The sequence below is a fragment of the Mycobacterium sp. NGS59 genome (genome assembly GCF_059812345.1).
Genome location: NZ_JCALCN010000009.1, coordinates 39,142 through 58,292, shown reverse-complemented (window position 1 = coordinate 58,292; position 19,151 = coordinate 39,142). Strand labels below are relative to the sequence as shown.

At 67.7% G+C, this 19,151-nt stretch carries 16 protein-coding genes and 1 pseudogene; 8 read left to right on the top strand and 9 right to left on the bottom strand.

What is annotated here, in order from left to right; translation table 11 throughout:
- Window positions 1-12 precede the first annotated feature (12 nt).
- Window positions 13-1,023: an SDR family oxidoreductase gene (locus tag AC5Y46_RS12665; protein WP_499943851.1), complete on the bottom strand. Its 1,011-nt coding sequence runs from the start codon at window positions 1,021-1,023 to the stop codon at window positions 13-15.
- 141 nt (window positions 1,024-1,164) lie between these two features.
- On the opposite strand from AC5Y46_RS12665, the gene AC5Y46_RS12660 reads away from it, so the two are divergent.
- Genes AC5Y46_RS12660 through AC5Y46_RS12650 form a run of 3 tightly spaced genes read left to right on the top strand, consistent with a single transcriptional unit; the run spans window position 1,165 to window position 3,021 of the window.
- Window positions 1,165-1,650: a MarR family winged helix-turn-helix transcriptional regulator gene (locus AC5Y46_RS12660; RefSeq protein WP_499943852.1), complete on the top strand. Its 486-nt coding sequence runs from the start codon at window positions 1,165-1,167 to the stop codon at window positions 1,648-1,650.
- A complete protein-coding gene (locus AC5Y46_RS12655) occupies window positions 1,647-2,717 on the top strand; it encodes a hypothetical protein (RefSeq protein WP_499943853.1) in 1,071 nt (356 codons plus the stop codon). The genes AC5Y46_RS12660 and AC5Y46_RS12655 overlap by 4 nt, the downstream gene beginning before the upstream one ends.
- A gap of 10 nt (window positions 2,718-2,727) precedes the next feature.
- On the top strand, window positions 2,728-3,021 hold the full coding sequence (locus tag AC5Y46_RS12650; RefSeq protein ID WP_499991392.1) for a hypothetical protein: 294 nt from the start codon (window positions 2,728-2,730) through the stop codon (window positions 3,019-3,021).
- On the opposite strand, the gene AC5Y46_RS12645 is transcribed toward AC5Y46_RS12650, so the two are convergent.
- From AC5Y46_RS12645 to AC5Y46_RS12625, 5 genes and pseudogenes are all read right to left on the bottom strand, one after another.
- The gene (locus tag AC5Y46_RS12645) at window positions 3,018-3,305 is read right to left on the bottom strand and encodes a hypothetical protein (RefSeq protein ID WP_499943855.1); all 288 of its coding nucleotides are present in this window, start codon (window positions 3,303-3,305) and stop codon (window positions 3,018-3,020) included. The two genes, AC5Y46_RS12650 and AC5Y46_RS12645, sit on opposite strands and share 4 nt — an antisense overlap.
- A gap of 2 nt (window positions 3,306-3,307) precedes the next feature.
- A complete protein-coding gene (locus tag AC5Y46_RS12640; RefSeq protein WP_499943856.1) occupies window positions 3,308-4,798 on the bottom strand; it encodes a molybdopterin-dependent oxidoreductase in 1,491 nt (496 codons plus the stop codon).
- A gap of 15 nt (window positions 4,799-4,813) precedes the next feature.
- The gene (locus tag AC5Y46_RS12635) at window positions 4,814-5,314 is read right to left on the bottom strand and encodes an oxidoreductase (RefSeq protein WP_499991390.1); all 501 of its coding nucleotides are present in this window, start codon (window positions 5,312-5,314) and stop codon (window positions 4,814-4,816) included.
- A gap of 44 nt (window positions 5,315-5,358) precedes the next feature.
- Window positions 5,359-7,148: pseudogene (locus AC5Y46_RS12630) on the bottom strand (glycoside hydrolase family 15 protein).
- Window positions 7,141-7,776, bottom strand: a complete 636-nt coding sequence (locus tag AC5Y46_RS12625) for a TetR/AcrR family transcriptional regulator (protein ID WP_499991388.1) — start codon at window positions 7,774-7,776, stop codon at window positions 7,141-7,143. The pseudogene AC5Y46_RS12630 and the gene AC5Y46_RS12625 overlap by 8 nt, the downstream one beginning before the upstream one ends.
- A gap of 131 nt (window positions 7,777-7,907) precedes the next feature.
- On the opposite strand from AC5Y46_RS12625, the gene AC5Y46_RS12620 reads away from it, so the two are divergent.
- From AC5Y46_RS12620 to AC5Y46_RS12610, 3 genes are all read left to right on the top strand, one after another.
- A complete protein-coding gene (locus tag AC5Y46_RS12620) occupies window positions 7,908-8,828 on the top strand; it encodes an oxygenase MpaB family protein (protein ID WP_499943860.1) in 921 nt (306 codons plus the stop codon).
- 187 nt (window positions 8,829-9,015) lie between these two features.
- Window positions 9,016-9,900, top strand: coding sequence for an SDR family NAD(P)-dependent oxidoreductase (locus tag AC5Y46_RS12615; RefSeq protein WP_499943861.1), 885 nt, complete (start codon window positions 9,016-9,018; stop codon window positions 9,898-9,900).
- A 10-nt stretch (window positions 9,901-9,910) separates the two neighbouring features.
- The gene (locus tag AC5Y46_RS12610) at window positions 9,911-11,473 is read left to right on the top strand and encodes an AMP-binding protein (RefSeq protein ID WP_499943862.1); all 1,563 of its coding nucleotides are present in this window, start codon (window positions 9,911-9,913) and stop codon (window positions 11,471-11,473) included.
- Window positions 11,474-11,573: 100 nt separating this feature from the next.
- Here the strand turns inward: AC5Y46_RS12610 and AC5Y46_RS12605 are convergent, their stop codons facing one another.
- Entirely contained in the window at window positions 11,574-16,415 is a 4,842-nt protein-coding gene (locus AC5Y46_RS12605) for a cation-translocating P-type ATPase (protein ID WP_499991383.1), read from the bottom strand.
- A 264-nt stretch (window positions 16,416-16,679) separates the two neighbouring features.
- Window positions 16,680-16,904, bottom strand: coding sequence for a hypothetical protein (locus tag AC5Y46_RS12600; RefSeq protein WP_499943864.1), 225 nt, complete (start codon window positions 16,902-16,904; stop codon window positions 16,680-16,682).
- 91 nt (window positions 16,905-16,995) lie between these two features.
- Here AC5Y46_RS12600 and AC5Y46_RS12595 point away from each other — a divergent pair, with 91 nt between their 5' ends.
- Together AC5Y46_RS12595 and AC5Y46_RS12590 are read left to right on the top strand one after the other, a co-directional pair.
- Window positions 16,996-17,850: a rhomboid family intramembrane serine protease gene (locus AC5Y46_RS12595; protein ID WP_499991382.1), complete on the top strand. Its 855-nt coding sequence runs from the start codon at window positions 16,996-16,998 to the stop codon at window positions 17,848-17,850.
- Window positions 17,851-18,066: 216 nt separating this feature from the next.
- Complete coding sequence (locus tag AC5Y46_RS12590; protein ID WP_499991380.1) at window positions 18,067-18,528, top strand: SRPBCC family protein; 462 nt, start codon at window positions 18,067-18,069, stop codon at window positions 18,526-18,528.
- Window positions 18,529-18,552: 24 nt separating this feature from the next.
- Here AC5Y46_RS12590 and AC5Y46_RS12585 read toward each other — a convergent pair whose 3' ends face one another.
- Complete coding sequence (locus AC5Y46_RS12585; RefSeq protein WP_499991378.1) at window positions 18,553-19,083, bottom strand: hypothetical protein; 531 nt, start codon at window positions 19,081-19,083, stop codon at window positions 18,553-18,555.
- Window positions 19,084-19,151: the final 68 nt, after the last annotated feature.

Sequence of the window (19,151 nt, the reverse complement as noted above, 5' to 3'; positions counted from 1 at the left end):
GGATCCGCCCGCTCACCGGCGCCACCGCAGCGCGGCGACCGCGGTGGCGGCGACGGCCGCCGCGCCCACCCCCGTCAGTGTCCGGCTGTGTTCGGAGAACCAGAGTTGGGGTGCGCGGCCGACCGCGCGGTCGTCGAAGACGCCGTGTGCGCCGTGGTCGCTGCCGGCTTCCTCGTCGCGCGGCTCCCACAGGTTGTGCGGACGGTCGGGGCTGGCAGGCTCCGCCGTCTGCTGCGAGGAGTAGCCGGTCCTGGCAAGGTACCGATCCAGTAGCGCGGGCATCACCCGCTGGCCCATGATCGTGGCCGCCGTGCTCGCGCCGACCCAGTACTGCTTGCGCCGGGGGTGTTCGGCTGCGAATACCACCGCGCGCCCGGCGATTTCGGGCTGATAGATCGGTGGGACCGGCTGGGGATGACGCGGTAGCCGGGACAACACCCAGGAGAACTGCGGTGTGTTGACCGCGGGCATCTGTACCACGGTGATGTGGACGTTGCTGCCCTCGTGCATGAGTTCGGTGCGCACCGACTCGGTGAATCCGTTGATTGCGTGCTTGGCGCCGCAGTACGCCGACTGCAGCGGAATCGCGCGGGCGCCCAGGGCCGACCCCACCTGCACGATGGTGCCGGCGTCGCGCGGACGCATGCGCGCCAGTGCGGTCATGGTGCCATGCACGAATCCGAGGTAACTGACCTCGGTGACGCGTCGGAACTCCTCGGCGCTGATCCGGTGGAACGGGGCGAACACCGAAGTGAACGCGACGTTCACCCACACGTCGATCGGACCGAAGGAGCGTTCGGCTTCGTCCGCCGCGGCCTCGACCGCCCGGTGGTCGGCAACGTCGGTGGGGAGTGCCAAGGCTTGCCCGCCGGAGTTCTCGATCTCTTTGGCGGCGGCCTCCAGCCCGGCTGAACCGCGGGCGAGCAGAGCGACCTTGTCGCCCCGTGCGCCGAACAATCGTGCTGCGGCCCGGCCGATTCCGGCGCTCGCTCCCGTGACCACGACAGTGCGCGACGTCGTCATCAAGTCTCCTTTCGGCGTGATCGAACTTCCCCTCCGGACAATACGCCTAGTTCATGCGTCGCGCACGACATGCAATACACAGGATAATCTCAGTGCAATATATGAGTCGGGGATGTATTGTGCGGGTACGAAGGGAGCGGGATGGTCTCAGCGCGGAACAAGAGTCGCTCCGACGCGACCGCGGGGGCGTTCGATGACTTTGCCGCCGAGCTGGAAGCGGCGACCCGCGGATTTCTCGACATCAATGTCGGGGTGCTCGAAGAGATGGAGAAGAAGATAAGCCTGGGCGCGCTGCACGCACTGCAGTCGCTGGAGCGCCTGGGCCCGAGCCTGGTCACCGAACTCGGTGACGATCTGAACCTGCTGCCGTCGACCGCGAGCCGGCTCAGCGACCGCCTCGCCGAGGCCGGTTGGATCACCCGGCGCGTCTCACCGACGAACCGCCGTGCCACCTTGCTCGAGCTCACCCCGAGCGGGCGCACGGTGCTGCGGGAATTGCTCACGTTGCGCAAGAATGCATTGAAAACCGTTGTGGGACAGATGAACGACGACGACCGCGCAGCCCTGCTGCGGGGCACCCGGGCGTTCACTGCGGCCCGCGAGAAGCTGACCGAGCAGCGAACGTGACAAGCGCGGAGCCGCACCGCGACGACCGCCGGCGCCGGTCGGCTTGCTGGTGTGCCGTAGCCGCGGTAGCCACCATCCTGGTCGCGGGCTGTGCGGCGCCGGGACACACCCTCGAAGCCACCCCCGAGACGGTGGCAAGCCGGGTCGATGCGGCGCTGCACGCACCCGTGTGGTCATACCGCATGAACACCCTGGTTGCCCTCACCGACGATCAGCGACTCGCCGAAGTAACCGATCCCGCCGACCCTGCCAAGACCCGGACGCGGCTTTCGCCTCCGCTGGCCACCGGGCGCAACCTGCAAATCAGTCGCCGGGACGAAGGACGGGTTTTCCTACCGCAACCGCAGCGCGGCCGGGTTGCGGTGGTCGACCTGGCGAGCTTGCAGCCGATCGACTACGTCGACGCCGGACCGGCGCCGGCGTATCTGTCCGAAGACGCGGGCCTGCGGGTGCTGCTCGCGCTGTCAGCCGACGGATCTTCGGTGACGCCCGTCGAGGAGTACGGACATCGGAAGTTGGCCTCCGCCAAGCTCGGTGCTCCCGCGGACGCGATCGACGGGGCCAACCGCGGACGCTCCATCGACTACCACGTCTTCGGCCCGTCGGGTATCGGCTATTACAAAGGTCCGTCTTCGCCGCCCACGGAACGCGGTTCGATCCCGATGGACGTCGCGGTGTCGGCCGGAGACGGGACGAAGGTGACGCGCAGCTACGTGGCAAGCCACGACGACCCGGTGCTGTATGCGGTCGATTCCCGCCGTGGCGGAACGGGATTGGAGGTGCTGGCCCAAACCAGGCTGCCGTCGCCGGTGCTTGCGCTCGGCACTGACGAGACCCGCATCTACGCCGCAACCGATCGTCAGCTGGTGGTGCTGGAGACGGCCAGCATCATCGGGTACCCGCGCCAGACGATACCGATAGTTCATGTCGCCGACTATCGTGCCGGCCTGCCAGCCGGTCCGGTGCAATCCGCGCCGGTATCGGGCCTGGCGGTGGGCCCGCACCGGGTGTACCTCACCCTGCAGGGCGCCAAATATGTGATCAGCGTGGCGAAACCGCGCCTGTGAAGGGGGCTGAGTGTCGGTGAATATCGATGACGACCTCGAGTTCCTCCGCGAACAAATCGAGGCGCTCAAGCAGCTGGGACAACGAGATACGGTGAGCGAGGGCGAGATCTACGACTTCAGCATCAGGTGGGGCACCGCATTGGCCGGACGCCTTCCCCGCCTGGTGCACTTCAATTCGTTGAATCAACTCGACGAGACCGGCGAGCGGGAATTCCGGTCGTTGTGTGACGAACTACGCGCGCTGGCAGCATTGATCGGGCGCTTCGAGCTTGTCGAGCCCGAACTCTGTTCGGCCACAGATTAACTCGCGGCGGGTTCGGTGTCGGGAGCCAAGAACTCGTCACGGTGCAGCACGATGCCGCTGCGCGGCTTGGGGCACTCGGGATTGCGGCAGGTCAGCGCGATCATGTAGGCATCCAAGTCCTCGTTGAGGAACAGGTAGCCCAGGTACAGGGCATCTCCGATCTGAAAGCCGGTCGCGCCGCAGCCGTCGCAGTAGCCGCCTTTGGCCGCGATCTGTTCGGAAACCCGTTGTCGGGAAGCGTCGTTCAAGTCGAACAGCTCGGGCCGGACCGGTACCTCGGCCATGTTCAGATCTCCACGTTCTTGTCGTAGTAGACGTTGTCTTCCCGCCACCCACCGGTGCCCTTGCCGATACCGGCATAGTCGTTGATGAACTCGATCTGGCTGATCCACTTGGCCATCTTGAAACCGACTTGGGTTTCCACCCGGAGCCGCAGCGGTGCGCCGTGTTGAATCGGCAAGGGCTGACCGTTCATCTCGTAGGCAAGCAACGTCTGGGGCTTGTAGACGAGTTCGAGGTCGATCACCTCGTAGAACTGTCCGCCGCCGTGCGAGGCGGGCTCGTCGCGGTCGTTGTCCTGCATCGTCAGGAAACAGACGTACCTGGCCTGCGGCAGCGGTCGCACCAAGTCCGCGAGCTCTGCCAGCGGAATCCCGCTCCACTCGCCGATGCTGGTCCAGCCCTGCACACAGTGATGCATGACTCGCTGTGATTGCCGGCCGGCGAGGGCGCGCAGCGCCGCCAGATCCAGGGTCACCGGGTTTTCCACCAGACCGCCGACGCGCAATCGCCAATCGACGAAGTTGTGCACCGCCATCACCTTGTATTCGGTGCTGGCCGGGGGCTTTCCGTTGACCCGATGGGACTCGGAGATTTTCTCCGCAGGATAGTCCTGCCGAGAATCCAGCGGACGCAGCAGAACCCGGCGTGCGAGGTTGACCACCGCGCCCAGCACCCGCTGGACCGACCGGGGTCTGCGCAGGCTCCAGATCGTTGCTGCGGCATGGACGGCGACGATTGCCGCGATGATCACCAGCGACAGCACCGTGGCCAGCGTGGTGTTGCGCACCGAGCCGAAGATCATCGAGGCGGTCAGCGAACCCCAGCCCCAGAAGAAGACCATTGAAAGATGGATCACGATGAATATCAGGAAGGCGAGCAAACCCAGGAAGTGCAGGCTGCGCGCCCACTGGCGACCGCCCCACATCCGGACGTACCACGGGAATCGTGCTGCGATCGCGGGGGATTGCGCAGCGCCGGTGAGGATCTGGAACGGCGCGAGCACGAAGACGACGCCGGCGTAGGTCAATTTCTGCATGGCGTCCATCGGTTCGCCGGGCAGCAGCGGCGGCAAGTTGAAACTCAAATAGGTGACGACGTCGTCCCAGGCGGTCGAGAAGATCGACCAGGAAGCCGGCCAGTACCGGTGCCATTGGCCGGTGGCGAACAACAGCACGTAGTAGGACAGGCCCAGCAGAATCCAGCCGATCACCGCAAAGAAGTGCCAGTGGCGGCCCATGCCGAGTTGTGCGTGGCCGGGTAAGGCGACAATCGGGTGGTAGGTCTCCTCTTCGTCGAGGGTGTCGTACAACCGGTCGCGCGGCATCACCTTGCGGGTGAACCGCGCCCATTCGGTGCCCGGTCTGCTGTCGTCGTGCCAATACAGCTTGGGGTGGGTGGCGAGGATTTCGATGCCGCTGCGGATGATCAACGTCACGAACAGCACGTTGAGCCAGTGCTCGATGCGCAGCCACGCCGGGTAATCCAGAGTTGTCATCGCAGAAGGATCCGTTCAGTCTTGCCAGCCTTGCCGGCGTGGATAAGCCACGTTCACCCCGGAAAGAACCGTGACGTGCACGGCGACGAAGCCAGCGGCCAGCGCCATCGCCAACGTTCCGGGCGCCACATCCCACCGACCGGTCAACGCTTCAAGGCCGGGTAAGCCGATCAGCCTGCTGCCCAGGTAAATTCCGAGGAAGACCACGCAGACGAAGCTACCGAGATACCAACCCCGTTGCGGCACAGCATCGTTGACCGTCGCCACCAGCGCCGTCGCGGCAAGCAGGCAACCGGCGATCAGTGCCACCGCGTAGCCGATGAAATAACCGGGCAAACTCGGCCCAGTGGTGAGGACATAGACGTGGACGGCAACCAGGCCGAGCAACAGGACTTCACCGATCGCGGTCACCGTCCGGGGCAGATCGAAAGCGATCCACCCGTCGAACGTGAGCAGTCGAGACGACAGGATGCCGTGCCAGACTTTGAGCCATAGCCGTCCGACTAAACCGACCACCAGTGGGAGATACCCGCGGGAGGTGGTGGCAAACGCGCCGCGGGTCACCGGCGACCGGTCCCGCTGCCGATCGGCCCGCCATCGCCGTCGGCGAGCCGGTGCGCCGTCTCGAACAACAGCGCGTGGACGAACGCCTGCGGCAGGTTACCCCGCAGTTGGCGCTGCGTGACGTCGAATTCCTCGGCGAACAGGCCCGGTGAGCCGCAGGCGGTCCGGTTGCGTTCGAACCACCGCACCGCCAGGACGGTGTTGCCCTGTTGGTGATCGGCCAACGCCATCAGGAAGCCGCACAACAGGAATGCTCCTTCCGCCTCGCCCAACGGCCGCTCGTCCGGTTGGAAGCGATAGACGAATCCGTGTCTTCCCAACTCGGCACGCACAGCTTCGATGGTCTTCACCGTCCGTGGATCATCGGACGGCACCGCGCCCCGGATCGCCGGGATGAGCAGTGCGGCGTCGATCCGCGAATCATCCGGTGCCCGTTGCCATCTGCGCGTTGGATGCAAACAGTCCGAGTCGGTGCTCGAGATCAGTTGGTCGGCCAGTTGCCGCCATTGCGAACCCTGCGGTGCCGGTGCCACCTCACTGATGTGCCGTAATCCCGCCGCGCACGTCAATCGCGAATGCGCCCAATGCTTGTCGGCCAACTCCCAGATGCCGGCGTCGGGCTCGCGCCACCGGTCCTCGATGGTCTGCGCCAATGTCTGCGCCGCGCGCCAGTGATCGCTGTCGAGGCGGTCGAGGCGTGCCGCCGCGGCCAGCAGGAGCAGCGCCTCACCGCAGGCGTCGAGCTGGAACTGGTCGGTCACCCAGTTGCCGCTCTTGACCACGGCACCGGGATAACCGGGCAGATCGAGATCCCGTTCCCGCGGCAGCGCGCTGCCGTCCACCGAGTAGGCCGGCTGGAGTCGGGGTCCGTCGGCCAGCACGCGCTCGCTGACGAACCGGACAGCATCGTCGAGCAACGGGTAGCCACCGGCACCGGCGATCGCCTGTCCGGCGTAACACTGGTCGCGGATCCAGCAGTACCGGTAGTCGTAGTTGCGGCCCTGTTCGGCGCGCTCCGGCAGCGACATCGTCGCCGCCGCAACCATGCCGCCCCCGCTGTTGGTCAGGCCGCGCAGCACCGCGTAGGCGAGTTCGGCACGACATCGGCCAGGGTGCCCGAGACATCGGGAACCGCGTCGTGCCAAGCACTTTCGGTCTGCCGCCAGGCGTCGTCGGGCCGCACCGGGCCGGATCTCAATTCCCGGTCCGAGCATTCCAGGACCAGGTCGCGGTCCTGTCCCGGCAGCACCTGCACGATCAGCTCGAGCAAACCGTCTGCGCAGCGTTGCGCGTCGTGCGCACCGGTCCAGCGGAACCGGTGTGGTCCGCAACGGCCGGTCCAAATCCCTTCCGTGCGGCTCAGATCGCGCATCGGCTCGGCGCCGAAGTCGGCACGTAAGTCCAGCACGATCCGCACTTGCACCGGACGATCGAGCGCGGATACGCGGCGCAACAATACCGCCTGGTGCCGATCACCGGGATACGCCAACGCTTCTCGGCATTCGACAATGCCGTCGGTGGTCACCCACCGCGACCGCCAGATCAGCGATCGCTTCTCATAGTGGCCACCCCACACGAACCCGGTGTCGGCCGGGCACACGACGTAGGCACCGCGCCCACCTAGCAGCGAGCTGAAGACCGCCGGACTGTCCCAGCGCGGCAGGCACATCCAGCAATAGTCACCACGCGGTCCGACGACGACTCCCCGCTCTCCGTCGGCGAGCAACGCGTAGTCGCGTAACACGTGCGGAGACAACAATCCTGCACTGGCTTGCTTGTCATTCATCGGCCCTGACCACGCTACAAGCGTGACCTGGGGACTTGCTGTCAATGATCGGGACCAGGTAGTGCGCCGCATAGTGGCGGACGGCCTGGGGGTCCGAGGTGTCGAGGCGATCGGTGGGGAACACGATGATGCCGACGGCCACCCGCAGCAGGATGTCGGCGATGTTGGCCAGGTCTGCCTCGGGCATGTCGGCGCCGCACCGGCGCAGGGTGTGGGCGATCCCGTCGGCGAACTGGTTGATCGGAAAGACCTGCGAGCGGGAGAACATCCCGAACAACTCGGGTTCGCTCTCGGCGATGCGCGAATACAGCGGGGAATCCTGGATGAGTCGGACGCCGAGGGCGAACGCCTCGATGACCGCCTCCTGCGGGTTCCGGCCGCTGGTGGCGTGGTCCAGAGTGGTGAAGAAAAGCTTGCCCTCGCGTCGCACTACCGCCTCGAAAAGGGCGTCCTTGCTGGGGAAGCGGCGGTAGATGGTGCTGCGGCTGACGCCCGCGCGGGCGGCGATGTCCTCGATGTTGGCCCGGCGCACCCCGTAGGTCTCGAAGATGGCGCGGGCGGTGTCCAGGATGGTGCGGTCGAGGTCGGTGAGGTCGGCCGACGCCTGCGGGCCCATCTTGGACGGCATGACTGTGATTCTCTCTGCACCGCGTGTGGGGTCGACGCTGTGGTGGTCACCACATTGGTCGCCGGGTCCACTAAGGGTAAGGTGAAACAAAAGTACAAGTTTGTGTCTGTGCTTCACAACCGGGGGACACCATGACGGCTGAACTGGATCTGGACTTCGACACCGGCGTGCGCGAGGGGACGCCGATGGTCGTCGACGAGATTGACGAGACGGCACCGGTGCTCGGTCCGGATTCGCTCATCTGGAAGTTCTACGGGGACCACCGCACCCAGATCTTCGGCTTTCAACGGGTCGCGGGCACCGAGAACTGCATCGAACAACTGGGCCAGGGCGTGCTGGACCATTCGGTGATCTTCAGCGACACCCTCGGTCGGGCCAAGCGGACCGGTCCGCCCCTGATGAAGACGGTGTACTCCGACGACCCGCACGCCTGGGGCCGGACCGTGCGCGACTTCCACAAGCCGATCAAGGGCACCATCAGCGACGGCTCGCGCTACCACGCGCTGAATCCCGAGCTGTTCTACTGGGCGCACGCGACCTTCGTCGACCAGGTGCTCTACAACACCGACACCTTCATCCGGCGGTTGTCGCACGCCGAGAAGGAGCAGATTTTTCAGGAGAGCAAGGTCTGGTTCAGCCTCTACGGCGTCAGTGACCGCGGGCAGCCGCAGACCTACGACCAGTTCGTCGCCTACTGGGACGGCATGCTGGAACGCTTCGTGCCGCACAAGACGGTGTTGTACGGCACCGGTTACATCCGGAAAGGCATCCCGGCGCCGCGCCGGATTCCGCCGCCGATCTGGAAGATCCTGTCGGCGCCGATCAATGCCTACGCTCGGCTGGTCATCGTCGGAACGTGTCCGCCGCAGATGCGCGAAGTGTGCGGCTTGGCCTGGAACGATAAGAAGGAGAAGCGTTTTCAGCGCTTCGCCGCCGTCATGCGGGCGCTCAATCCGGTGTTGAACCGGTTGCCGGTGCGCGTGATCTACACGCCGTGGGCGGCGGATGCGTGGGAGCGGGTGGGGGTCGACCCACGCAAGCGGCTCAACTGAGAGATTGACAGCCGCCTAGTCCGATGGTCGTGACCCGCTGCGAGCGGCCTAGCGGCCGCTCTTGCGATCGCGACTAGTCCCGCTTGCGGGTCGCCGCCGCGGGATGGGAAGTCCCATGCACCCGCACGGTGACCGTGGGTCATGATGGTTCGAGGCAGATCGAAGAGCGATCGGGAGACCCGGACCCATGAATCTGGTAGCGGCGGTTCTTGACCGGCTGGCCAATCCCGCGCGCGTGGCGGACCCCGACAAGTTGCGCAACGCCGTCTCCGGCAAGACCGTGCTGGTGACCGGTGCTTCGTACGGCATCGGCGAGGCGACCGCCCGCAAGTTGGCCGCAGCCGGGGCCGGCGTGCTGCTCGTGGCGCGATCGGCCGAGCGGCTCGAGGACCTCGCGGCCGCGATCAACGCCGGTGGGGGACAGGCCGCGGCCTACCCGACCGATCTGAGCGACGAAGCCGCCGTCGCCGTGCTGACCAAGCAGATCAACGAGAACCACGGCCCGCTGGACATCGTGGTGAGCAACGCGGGAAAGTCGCTGCGCAGGTCCCTGCACCACCAGTACGACCGGCCGCACGATTTCCAGCGCACGATCGACATCAATTACCTCGGGCCGATCTGGCTGCTGCTGGGACTGCTGCCGGCGATGCGTGAGGCCGGTGGTGGGCACATCGTCAACGTGTCCAGTGTCGGTGTGCGCGTGGTGCCCGGTCCGCAGTGGGGCGCTTATCAAGCGTCCAAAGGGGCTTTCGACCGATGGCTGCGCAGCGTGGCCCCGGAACTGCACGGCGACGGCGTCGGCGTCACGACCATCTACTTCGCGCTGGTGCGCACCCGGATGATCGAGCCCACCCCGCTGTTGGGCAGGCTGCCCGGGTTGACGCCGGATGAGGCCGCTGACGCGATCGCCAAAGCGATCATCGAACGGCCGCGCACCAGCGAACCGCCGTGGGTGTGGCCGGCCGAACTCGCGTCGGTGCTGCTGGCCGGCCCTGCCGAAAGTGCGGCGCGGCTATGGCACCGGCGGTTCTTCGCCGAGCCGGCGTCGAGCGGTCGCGGGGCATCGGGTTAGCGTGACGGTCATGGCGGACAGCGTGCTGGGTACGGCGGCTCGTGCGGTGCTGTCATCGGGGTTGCTCGCCCCGCCGGGTCCGGTGGCGGCGCTGCGGCTGGTACGTGAGGTCGCTCGCAGCGGCACGAATCTGTATACGCTGCTGGCGATTTCGGCGGCACGCTGGCCGGACCGCACCGCGATCATCGACGACGACGGCGCGCTGAGTTACCACCAACTGCAGGCGATGACCGATTCCCTGGGCCGCGCACTGCTGGACGCCGGTGTCGAGCCGGGGCAACCGGTCGGCGTGATGTGCCGAAACGGGCGCAACTTCCTCGCCGCGGTCTTCGCCACCGGGTTGGTCGGCGCGGACGTCGTGTTGGTGAACACGGAATTTCGCACCGACGCGCTCGCCGGAGCGCTGGACGTCAATCGGGTCCGGACGATGTTCTGCGACAACGAGTTTCTGCACCAGATACACCAGACCACCGAATCCGTCACGGCGATCGACCCGGAGCAGGTCGAACCGGGCGGCGGGCGCTCCCGGCCCAAGGTCGCGCGCTCAGGCCGGATCATCCTGCTGACGTCGGGCACCACGGGTGTGCCCAAGGGTGTGCCGCGCAGTCCGAAGGTGAGTTCCGGTCTGGGCGTCGGTGTGACGATTCTGCAGCGCACCGGGCTGCATGCCGGAACCCGAATGGCCATGGCAACGCCGATGTTTCACGGTCTGGGGTTCGGCATGCTGACGCTCACCGTGAGCCTGGGCGGCACGGTCCTGACTCACCGTCGCTTCGACGCCGAAGCGACCCTGGCGCAGGCCTCGTTGCATCGGGCCGACGCGATGAGTGCGGTGCCGATCATGCTGTCCCGTCTCCTAGACCTGCCCGAGCGGGTCCGAAAGCGAAACCCGTTGCCGGCCTTGCGGGTTGTGGTATCCAGCGGTGACCGGCTCGACCCCGGGCTGGCCCGGCGGTTCATGGACGCCTACGGCGACGTCGTCTACAACCTGTACGGCTCCACCGAGGTCGGCATCGGCTCGCTGGCGACACCGTCGGAGCTACGCCGCTTTCCAGAGACCGTCGGCAGGCCCGTCGCCGGTTGCCCGGTCCGCATCTACAGCCGCAGTGGCAAACCCGTTGGTCCACGAGTCACCGGTCGCATATTCGTCGGCGGCGAACTGAATTCGCAGGGTTATATCGGCGGCGGCGCCAAAGCGGTGATCGACGGCATGGCCAGCACCGGTGATATGGGTTATCTCGACGAGGCGGGCCGGCTGTACATCGTGGGCCGCGAGGACGACATGATCGTCTCGGGCGGCGAGAACGTCTATCCCCGTGCGCTGGAGAACGCGTTGGCCGGTCATCCCGACATCGCCGAGAACGCGGTGGTGGGGGTGGCCGACGAACAGTTCGGGAAGCGCCTGGCCGCCTTCGTGGTGTTGCGGCCGGACGCCGATGTCGACGAGTCGGCGATACGAGAGTTCCTGAAGGGCAAGGTTTCCCGTTTCGAGCAGCCCCGGGATATTGCGATCGTCGAGAGCATCCCGCGCAATCCCGCGGGCAAGGTGATACGCCGGGAACTGTCCGGCTAGCTCATGGGCGCCTGGTATTCGGCGAGGGCGCTCATATGTACGCCAAAACACCGGATTGAGTGGCATTTTGGGGACGCTCGCGGCCGAATCGGGGCCTAAGCTACTCGGCGCCTTCCTCCAGTTCGGGCTGCACGGCCTCGACGGTCTTGGCCAGCCATTGCGGGGCCAGCACCGAGATCGCGGTCGTGCCCGCCGTCGCACCGATCACGCCGGTCCAGGCCACCGGGCCCAGCGGGGTGCATCCGAAGAACTGACTCAGCACCGGAGTCTGGATGATGCCGACCAATACCCCCGCACTGCCCAGGGCCGTGGCCACCACCAGCGGGCTGTGGCTGCGGGTCACCAGCGTCTGCGCCAGCTGAGTGGTCACCAGAGCCGTCAAACCCATTGTGGAGGTGCGTCTTTCGGTACCGGGCGTCCACCGCCCGATGGCCCACGCCGCCGTCGCGCCGGCGGCCGTGATCACGCCGCGGTTGACGATCTGACGCATCAGGGCGTCACCGAGTGACGGCGTCGGCTGGGTCAGCACCTCGCGCTGACGTATCCGGCGCTCCTCGTCGACCTCTTCGGGCGAGAGGTCGTCGTCTTCCTCTGGGTCGTCGTACTGCGAGGTGACGGCGACAGCAAGAGCCGGGAACATGTCGGTGAGCAGATTGACCAACAACAGCTGTCGGGTTCCCACCGGTGCCCGTCCCTGGCCGAACGCGGTGCCCAGGATGGTGAACAGGACCTCGCCCACGTTGCCGCCGACCAGGATGGTGACCGCGTCGCGCACCCCGGTCCACATGCTGCGGCCCTCAACCAGTGCGTCGAGCAGGACACCCAGGTCGTCGTCGGTCAGGACGATGTCGGCGGCGGTGCGGGCGGCCGAGGAGCCCCGACCGCTGACCCCGATGCCCACGTCGGCCATTCGGATGGCGGCGGCGTCGTTGGCGCCGTCGCCCACCATCGCGGTCACCCGGCCGCAGCGTTGCAGCGCCGCCACGATCTGTACCTTCTGTTCCGGACTGACCCGGGCGAAGACCTGGACGTCGTCGGCGAGCTTGGCGTGGCCCTCCTCGTCCATGCCGGCCAGTTCGGCGCCGGTCACCACCCGCGCGTCCTCGGGCAAACCCAGCTGACAGGCGATCGCTCGCGCGGTGACGGGATGGTCTCCGGTGATCAGCACGACGTTGCGGTCCGCCGCCACCAGCTGCTCGATCAGCGGCCGGGCGGACTCCCGCGCCGTGTCCGCCAGTCCCACATAGCCGAGCAGTTCGAGGTCGTGCGCGGCGACGTCGACGGCTTCGGGATCAGTGTCCTCGTCCTCGGCGGTGCCGTTTTCCCACGTGCGTTGCGCCACGGCGAGTACCCGCAGCCCCCGCTCGGCGAGGTGGTGCACCAACGATTCGGCTTGCTCCCGCTCGGCTCCGGGATCGGTGAATCGGCAGCGGGGCAGGATCACCTCCGGTGCGCCCTTGATCATCAACATCGGCGTCGCGTCCGCGTCCAATCCGATGCCGATCGAAGCGGCAAAGCCCCGACTGGATTCGAACGGCACGTCGGCGAGGATCGTCCAGTCCGAATCGCCTTGTCCGTTCAGTGAATTCGAGGCGTTGATGATCGCTTCGTCGGTCGCGTGCGCGTGTCCTTCGCCATTCTGGGGTTGCGTGGACGCGCGCGCCGCGGCGCGCAGCACCTCGGCGTAACGCGCATCCGTGCGCTCGGGCAGCGGGTCTTCCGGCCCGGCACTGCTCGGCACCGAGCACACCACGCGCAGCCGGTTCTCGGTCAGGGTCCCGGTCTTGTCGAAGCAGATGGTGTCGACCCGGCCCAGCGCCTCGATGGTGCGCGGCGACCGCACCAGCACCCCGCGCGCGGTCAGCCGCTGTGCGGCGGCGAGCTGGGACAGCGTGGCCACCAGCGGCAACCCCTCCGGAACGGCGGCGACGGCGATCGCGACCCCGTCGGCGACCGCCTGGCGCAGCGTGGTCCGGCGCAGCAACGCCAGACCCGTCACCGCCGCGCCGCCCGCCAGGGTGAGCGGCAGCACCTTGGACGTCAGGTCGCGCAGCCGGGCCTGCACACCGGCCGAGGTCTCCACGTTGGCGACTGCCGAGATGGCCCGCTGGGCGGCGGTACCGACACCGGTGGCGACCACGATCGCCCGCGCACGTCCGGCGACGATCGTGCTGCCCTCGAACAGCATGGAGGCACGCTCGGGATCGTTGACGGCGACCGGATCGACCTGTTTGTGGACCGGCAGCGACTCGCCGGTGAGGAAGGACTCGTCGACCTCGAGGTCCTCGGCCACCAGCAGCCGCGCGTCGGCCGGCACCACCTCCGGCGCGGCCACGTCGATGACGTCACCGGGACGCAGCTTCTTTGCTGACACGGTGGCGGTGCGGGTGGCGTGCTGCGCGGCCTCCAGCCGGCGCCGCGTCGTCGCCACCGCGGGCACCACCACGCGTCGCACCAGCTGGTCCTGTTCGGCGAAGAGCTCGGCCGCGGCGGCCTCGGCACGCAGCCGCTGCACACCACCGGTCAGGGCGTTGACCCCCATCACGCCGGCCACCAGCAACGCGTCCACATTGCTTCCGACGATGGCCGACGCCGCGGCACCGACCGCCAAAATCGGGGTCAGTGGATCGCTCAGCTCGACTCGCGTGGCCGCTGCCAGCCGGCCCAGCACCTGCACCGGGCCCCGCAGCGGCGAGATCAACGGCGCGTACGACAGGTCGTCGAGGCGGCGTCGCCAGGTCGAGGTGCCCGGTTCGACCGCGATCGGGCGCGACCCGCCGGACAGGCGCGAGTACACGATCTCGGGATCCAGCGCGTGCCAGGCGGTCAGCGGCTGCGGGGTGGGATCGGGCAGTCGCAGCACCCGGGCCGCCGAGAAGGATCCGGACAACATAGCTGTCGCGGCGGCGGTGTTGACCGGGTTGAGCCAGCGCCGCAGCGACGGGGTGTTGGTGGTTCGGCCGTCCTCACCGGTGACCAGCAGCAGGCCGGCCAGCGTGGTGCCGCCCTGAGCCAGATGCACTCCGGATTCGCTGGCCGCGCGCGCCACCGGCAGCGCCGACAGGATCCGCACCGCGGCGGCCAGGTCGGTGCCGGTGATGATGTCGGCCGTCCACGGTGTGGCGGCGCGCGGGTCGTCCAGGGCGACGCCGACGTCGGCGATGGCCAGCGCGGCCAGCGTGTCGGTCGACGCGAAGTCGCGGTGCAGGGCGGTGATCAGCAGCACGGGCCCGCGGTCGATACGGAGGTCCCGGACCAACTTCAACAGCGGCGTGCCGGGCGGGTGCGTCGAACCGACGCTGGCCGAGAGGTCTTCGGTGCCTGCCACATGACGCAACACCACCCGGGCTCCCGTGCGGTGAGCGGTCTGCAGCAGGGGGATCGCGAAGGGGTCGACTTCCCAACCGACGTCGACGCCGCCGACCCGTTCGCCGTCGTTGATCAGGTCCGCGTGCTCGAGGCCCTGCGCCGGCGTCGCCGACGACCCTTGCGGCCGAATCCATTTCAGCCGGGCGCCGACGGCGGGCAACTCGTCGGGGTCGGGTTCGGGAGCTTCCTCCCCGTGCAGCAGCGCGTCGGCCACCTCGTAGACGCGGTCGTCGTCCCAACCCGGCTCGTCGCCCTGCGCGCGCAGGACCGCCCGGTGATCACCGCGCAATGCGGCGCCGTCGATCACCACCACCTTCACCCGATCCAGCCGCCGCAGCGCGCCCGGGTCGAGCAACAGCAACCCCGCGTTCGCCAATCCGCGCCCCAAGGTGGTCGCGAACGCCTCACGGCCGACATGCGCGGCTTTCGGCACGCCGGCCAGGATCGCTTCGGCTGCCTCGGCGGCACCGCCCCCGGCGAACAGCGCTCCTGCCGCCGCCACCACCGAACCGCTGGCGGCCTGGGCTCCGTACTCCTCGACCGGGCCCTTCATCGAGCGCTTGTCCTGGTCGATCGCGGAATCGATGGCGCCGTCGACGACGACGTGCGAGGCCTCGCCCGCGGCCGCGGCCGCCCAGTTGTGCCGTGGGGTGTGCTCGACCTCGGCCGACGACAGGACCGGGACCACCGGAGCCTGCGGCCGGTCGGGTGAGGCGAGTTGCGGCTCCCGTTCCCGCCACCGTTGCCGGTGCGCCGCGGCCTCGGACAGCTGCAGGCTGCGTTGCACGAGGTCCAGCAGCGGCGTGCTGATGGACTGGCTCAATCCGTAGGCCAGCGCGGTCGAACCGCTCAGGACGATGTCGGTGCCGACCCGGCCGAGCCGGGACTCCAGCGCGGACACCACCCGCGGTTGGTAGTTGATCAGTGCCGCCGCTGCCTTGGCGCTGCTCGGGGCTACGGGCATCCGGGTGAACCACCCGGTCACCGCGGCGCCCACCGCCACGGCGTCCATTGCCGCCGCGGTCAGTGGCACCAGGATCGCCAACGGGTTGCCCGGGTCAGCGAACGGGGCGGCCCGGGGTGCGGAGGCCTTCCCCGACTCAGCGAGATCGCGCGCCACCGCTGTGGCGGTGTCGCGCACCTCCTCCAACACGTCATCGACGTCCGCGCCGTCGGAGATTTCCACGACCAGCCGGCCCAGGGCACCTTCGACGTGAGCGCTGGCCACTCCCGCGAGGCGCCGAACCGGCTCCTCGATCACCGGCGCGTACTCGTGCCACCGGGGGAAGGGCAGCAGCGGGTCGAGATCCAGGTGCACTCGTCGTCCGCTCTCCCACCGCACCGGCGGGGTGACGGGCTCGGGCGCACCGTCGGTGGAACCACCCAGCCCGATCGCCCGGCCGGTGGTGTGCGCCACCGACTGCACCACCGGGCCGACCAGCTCGGCGACCGGACTGGTCAGCTTCTGCACCGCGTCGGCCGTGTCGGCGGCACCCTGGACACCGGCACGCACGATCTGCGTTGCCCCTCCGGTGAGAGCGCCGACGATGTCGGCCACACCCGGAATCTTCAATTCATCACCCTTCGCTGACGTCTACCGTGCCAATCCTTCCGGCGCCTTGGTGACCTGTCCACACGGCCCGCGGATAGCCGCCGGGATACCCCGTCGGCGACAACCTGAAAGACGAAGTGGCAGACGAAATTCGACAGGCTATCGGGGGGTGGGCGAGGAAGCGCGGCGGCGGCTCGATGGTGGCGGAAAACATGAGCCGGCGGTAGCCGTCGAGCGGCTACTCGTCGCGCGATCCCGGCCGAGGAGGTCGGATCGACGAATTATCTAGAGAGTTCGGTGATGTGCCCGGTTGACGTGATAGCCGGTCGGAAAAGACTTTTCGATAACCTGCAGGTGGTGGTCCACTCGGGACTCCAATTCAAGAACCACGCAGCCGTCGCCGACGGCTTTGGACTCGAGAACTATGTAGCGCTGACCACCGTCGGTGATCGGGTCACCGGAATGCAGATTTTCGACGGCCACCAATTCTGGGGTTCCGTTTGACTCCACCCGAATCACAGTAGGTGAACCGAGCGGGGGAAGGGAATAGCTCGCCTGCCCATTCGACGGCGTGCCGGTGTGGCAGGCAAGAATGGGCGCAATGAATACACCGCAGCTGCCGGCCGATGCGCCGACCTGCTACCGGCATCCCGACCGCCAGACCTACCTCCGGTGCACCCGATGCGAGCGGCCGATCTGTGGGGACTGCATGCGCAGCGCCGCCGTCGGTCACCAGTGCGTGGAATGTGTCCAGGCGGGTGCGGCCAGCATCCGGCAGCCCCGCACCCAGTTCGGCGGGCGGGAGCGCGCCGGTCGGCCGGTGGTCACCTACGTGCTGATCGCGATCAACGTGCTGGCGTTCGTCGCGGAGTACCTGTCGGTCGATGCGCAACGGGCTTTCACGCTGTGGCCGCCGGCGGTCGCGGGCGGCGAGTTGTACCGCCTGGTGACCTCGGCGTTTCTGCACTACGGACCCCAGCATCTGCTGCTGAACATGCTGGCGCTCTACTTCGTGGGAGCACCCCTGGAGCAGTGGCTGGGCCGGTTGCGATTCGTCGGTCTTTACGCGTTGAGCGGGCTGGGTGGTTCGGTGCTGGTCTATCTGCTGGCGCCGTTGAACACCGCGACGGCGGGTGCCTCGGGTGCGATCTACGGACTGTTCGCGGCCATCTTCGTGGTGGCCAAGCGGCTCAACCTCGACGTCCGCATGATTGTCGCCGTCATCGTCCTCAACCTCGCGTTCACCTTCGTGGTGCCGGCGGTCAGTTCCCATCAGATCAGCTGGCAAGGGCATGTGGGCGGTCTGGTGACCGGCGGATTGGTCGCCGCGGCGTACGTGTACGCACCCCGGCAGCGGCGAGACCTCGTGCAAGCGGCGGCGACGGCCGCGACCCTGGTCGTCTTCGCGGCGTTGATCTGGTGGCGGACCGCGCAGTTGGTTGCGCAGTTCGGTTAGCCGCTGGGCGTGTTGAGCGTGAAGCCTGGGCTTTGAGCGTGAAGCCTGGGCGTTGAGCGTGAAGCCTGGGCGTTGAGGGTGAAGCCTGGGTGGGATCTCGTCGATTTTCCCGCCCTGGGTTCACCCCGAAAGCCGTCGTTTCACAATCAACGCCAAGGATGCACACCCAAAGCCGCGGAGGCGCCTGCGCTTAGCCTGCGCACGTAGGGTGACCTGGTGGCGTGGTGGGTAGGACGAGCCGAACGGACGCTGACCGCAGACGTGCCCGCGCCCCCGGCCCAGGTACGCGAGTACTACGTCGACCTGGACAACCTCAGACTGGTGCACCCGCTGATCGTGTCGGTGCAGTTGCTCTCCCGCGACGACACGCCCGCGGGCTACCGGGTGAGCTACCGGGTCGTCGACCGAATCCCGTTGGGGCCGCTGAAAACCAAGGTCCGCTACCGCGCGCGGCTACACGTGCCGGTCGAGGGCGAAGTGCACACCGAAGCCGACCAGTGGCCGGGCGTGCGACTACGCGCGACGGTGAGTTTCCAACCCGTCGACGGCGGCACCCGCGTCACCGAGCGGATCCGGTTCGCCGCGCCGCGGCCGTTGGTCGCGTTCACCGTGCGCGAGGCGGTCGACGCGCACACGAAGATGCTCGACGGGATCCGGCGCCACCTCGAATCCCGTTGAGCGGCGGGCTGTTTGACGGGTCGGCTAGGACGGGAACGGGTTCTCGGTGGTGAACACGCGGTAGAAGTACGGCAGGTTGTCCGGATCGCCGTAGTCGACGCGTTTGAAGGCCTTGTCGATCGGGTTGGCGCGGGACCGGGTACCGGGGTGGTAAACGGTGAGCCTGCCCAGATGCTGGACGAGGTCGTCGGGTGTCTCGACCCACTGATAGCCGGCGTGGCGGACCATGACTTCACCAAGATAGCAGCCGAACACGAAGATGGACTCGGCCAGAAAGTCCGATCCGGCCGTGCGAAAGCCGTCCAGGATCTCGTCCACCCGGTGCAGCGAGGCCGGGCTGTAGTCGAGCTCGATACCGGCCACCTGTAGGGCCGCATCGGCGGCGCTTTCGGCCAGTTGGGACGCGGTCGCCGGGCTGGGTGCCGCGGGGAGTTGCAGCGCGCGGCCGGTCCACGGCGGCCCGGCGCCTGACTCGGGGATAGGCAGTTGGGCGTGGGGTGCGCTGGTGACTTCCGGCTCCGGCCTGGTCTTGCGGCGCCGGGAAAACCAGCCCATGTCGATGCCTTCTGCTCGTGCTGCGGTGCGTCCGCGACCAGGATACGGACCGGGATGAGCAAATCCGT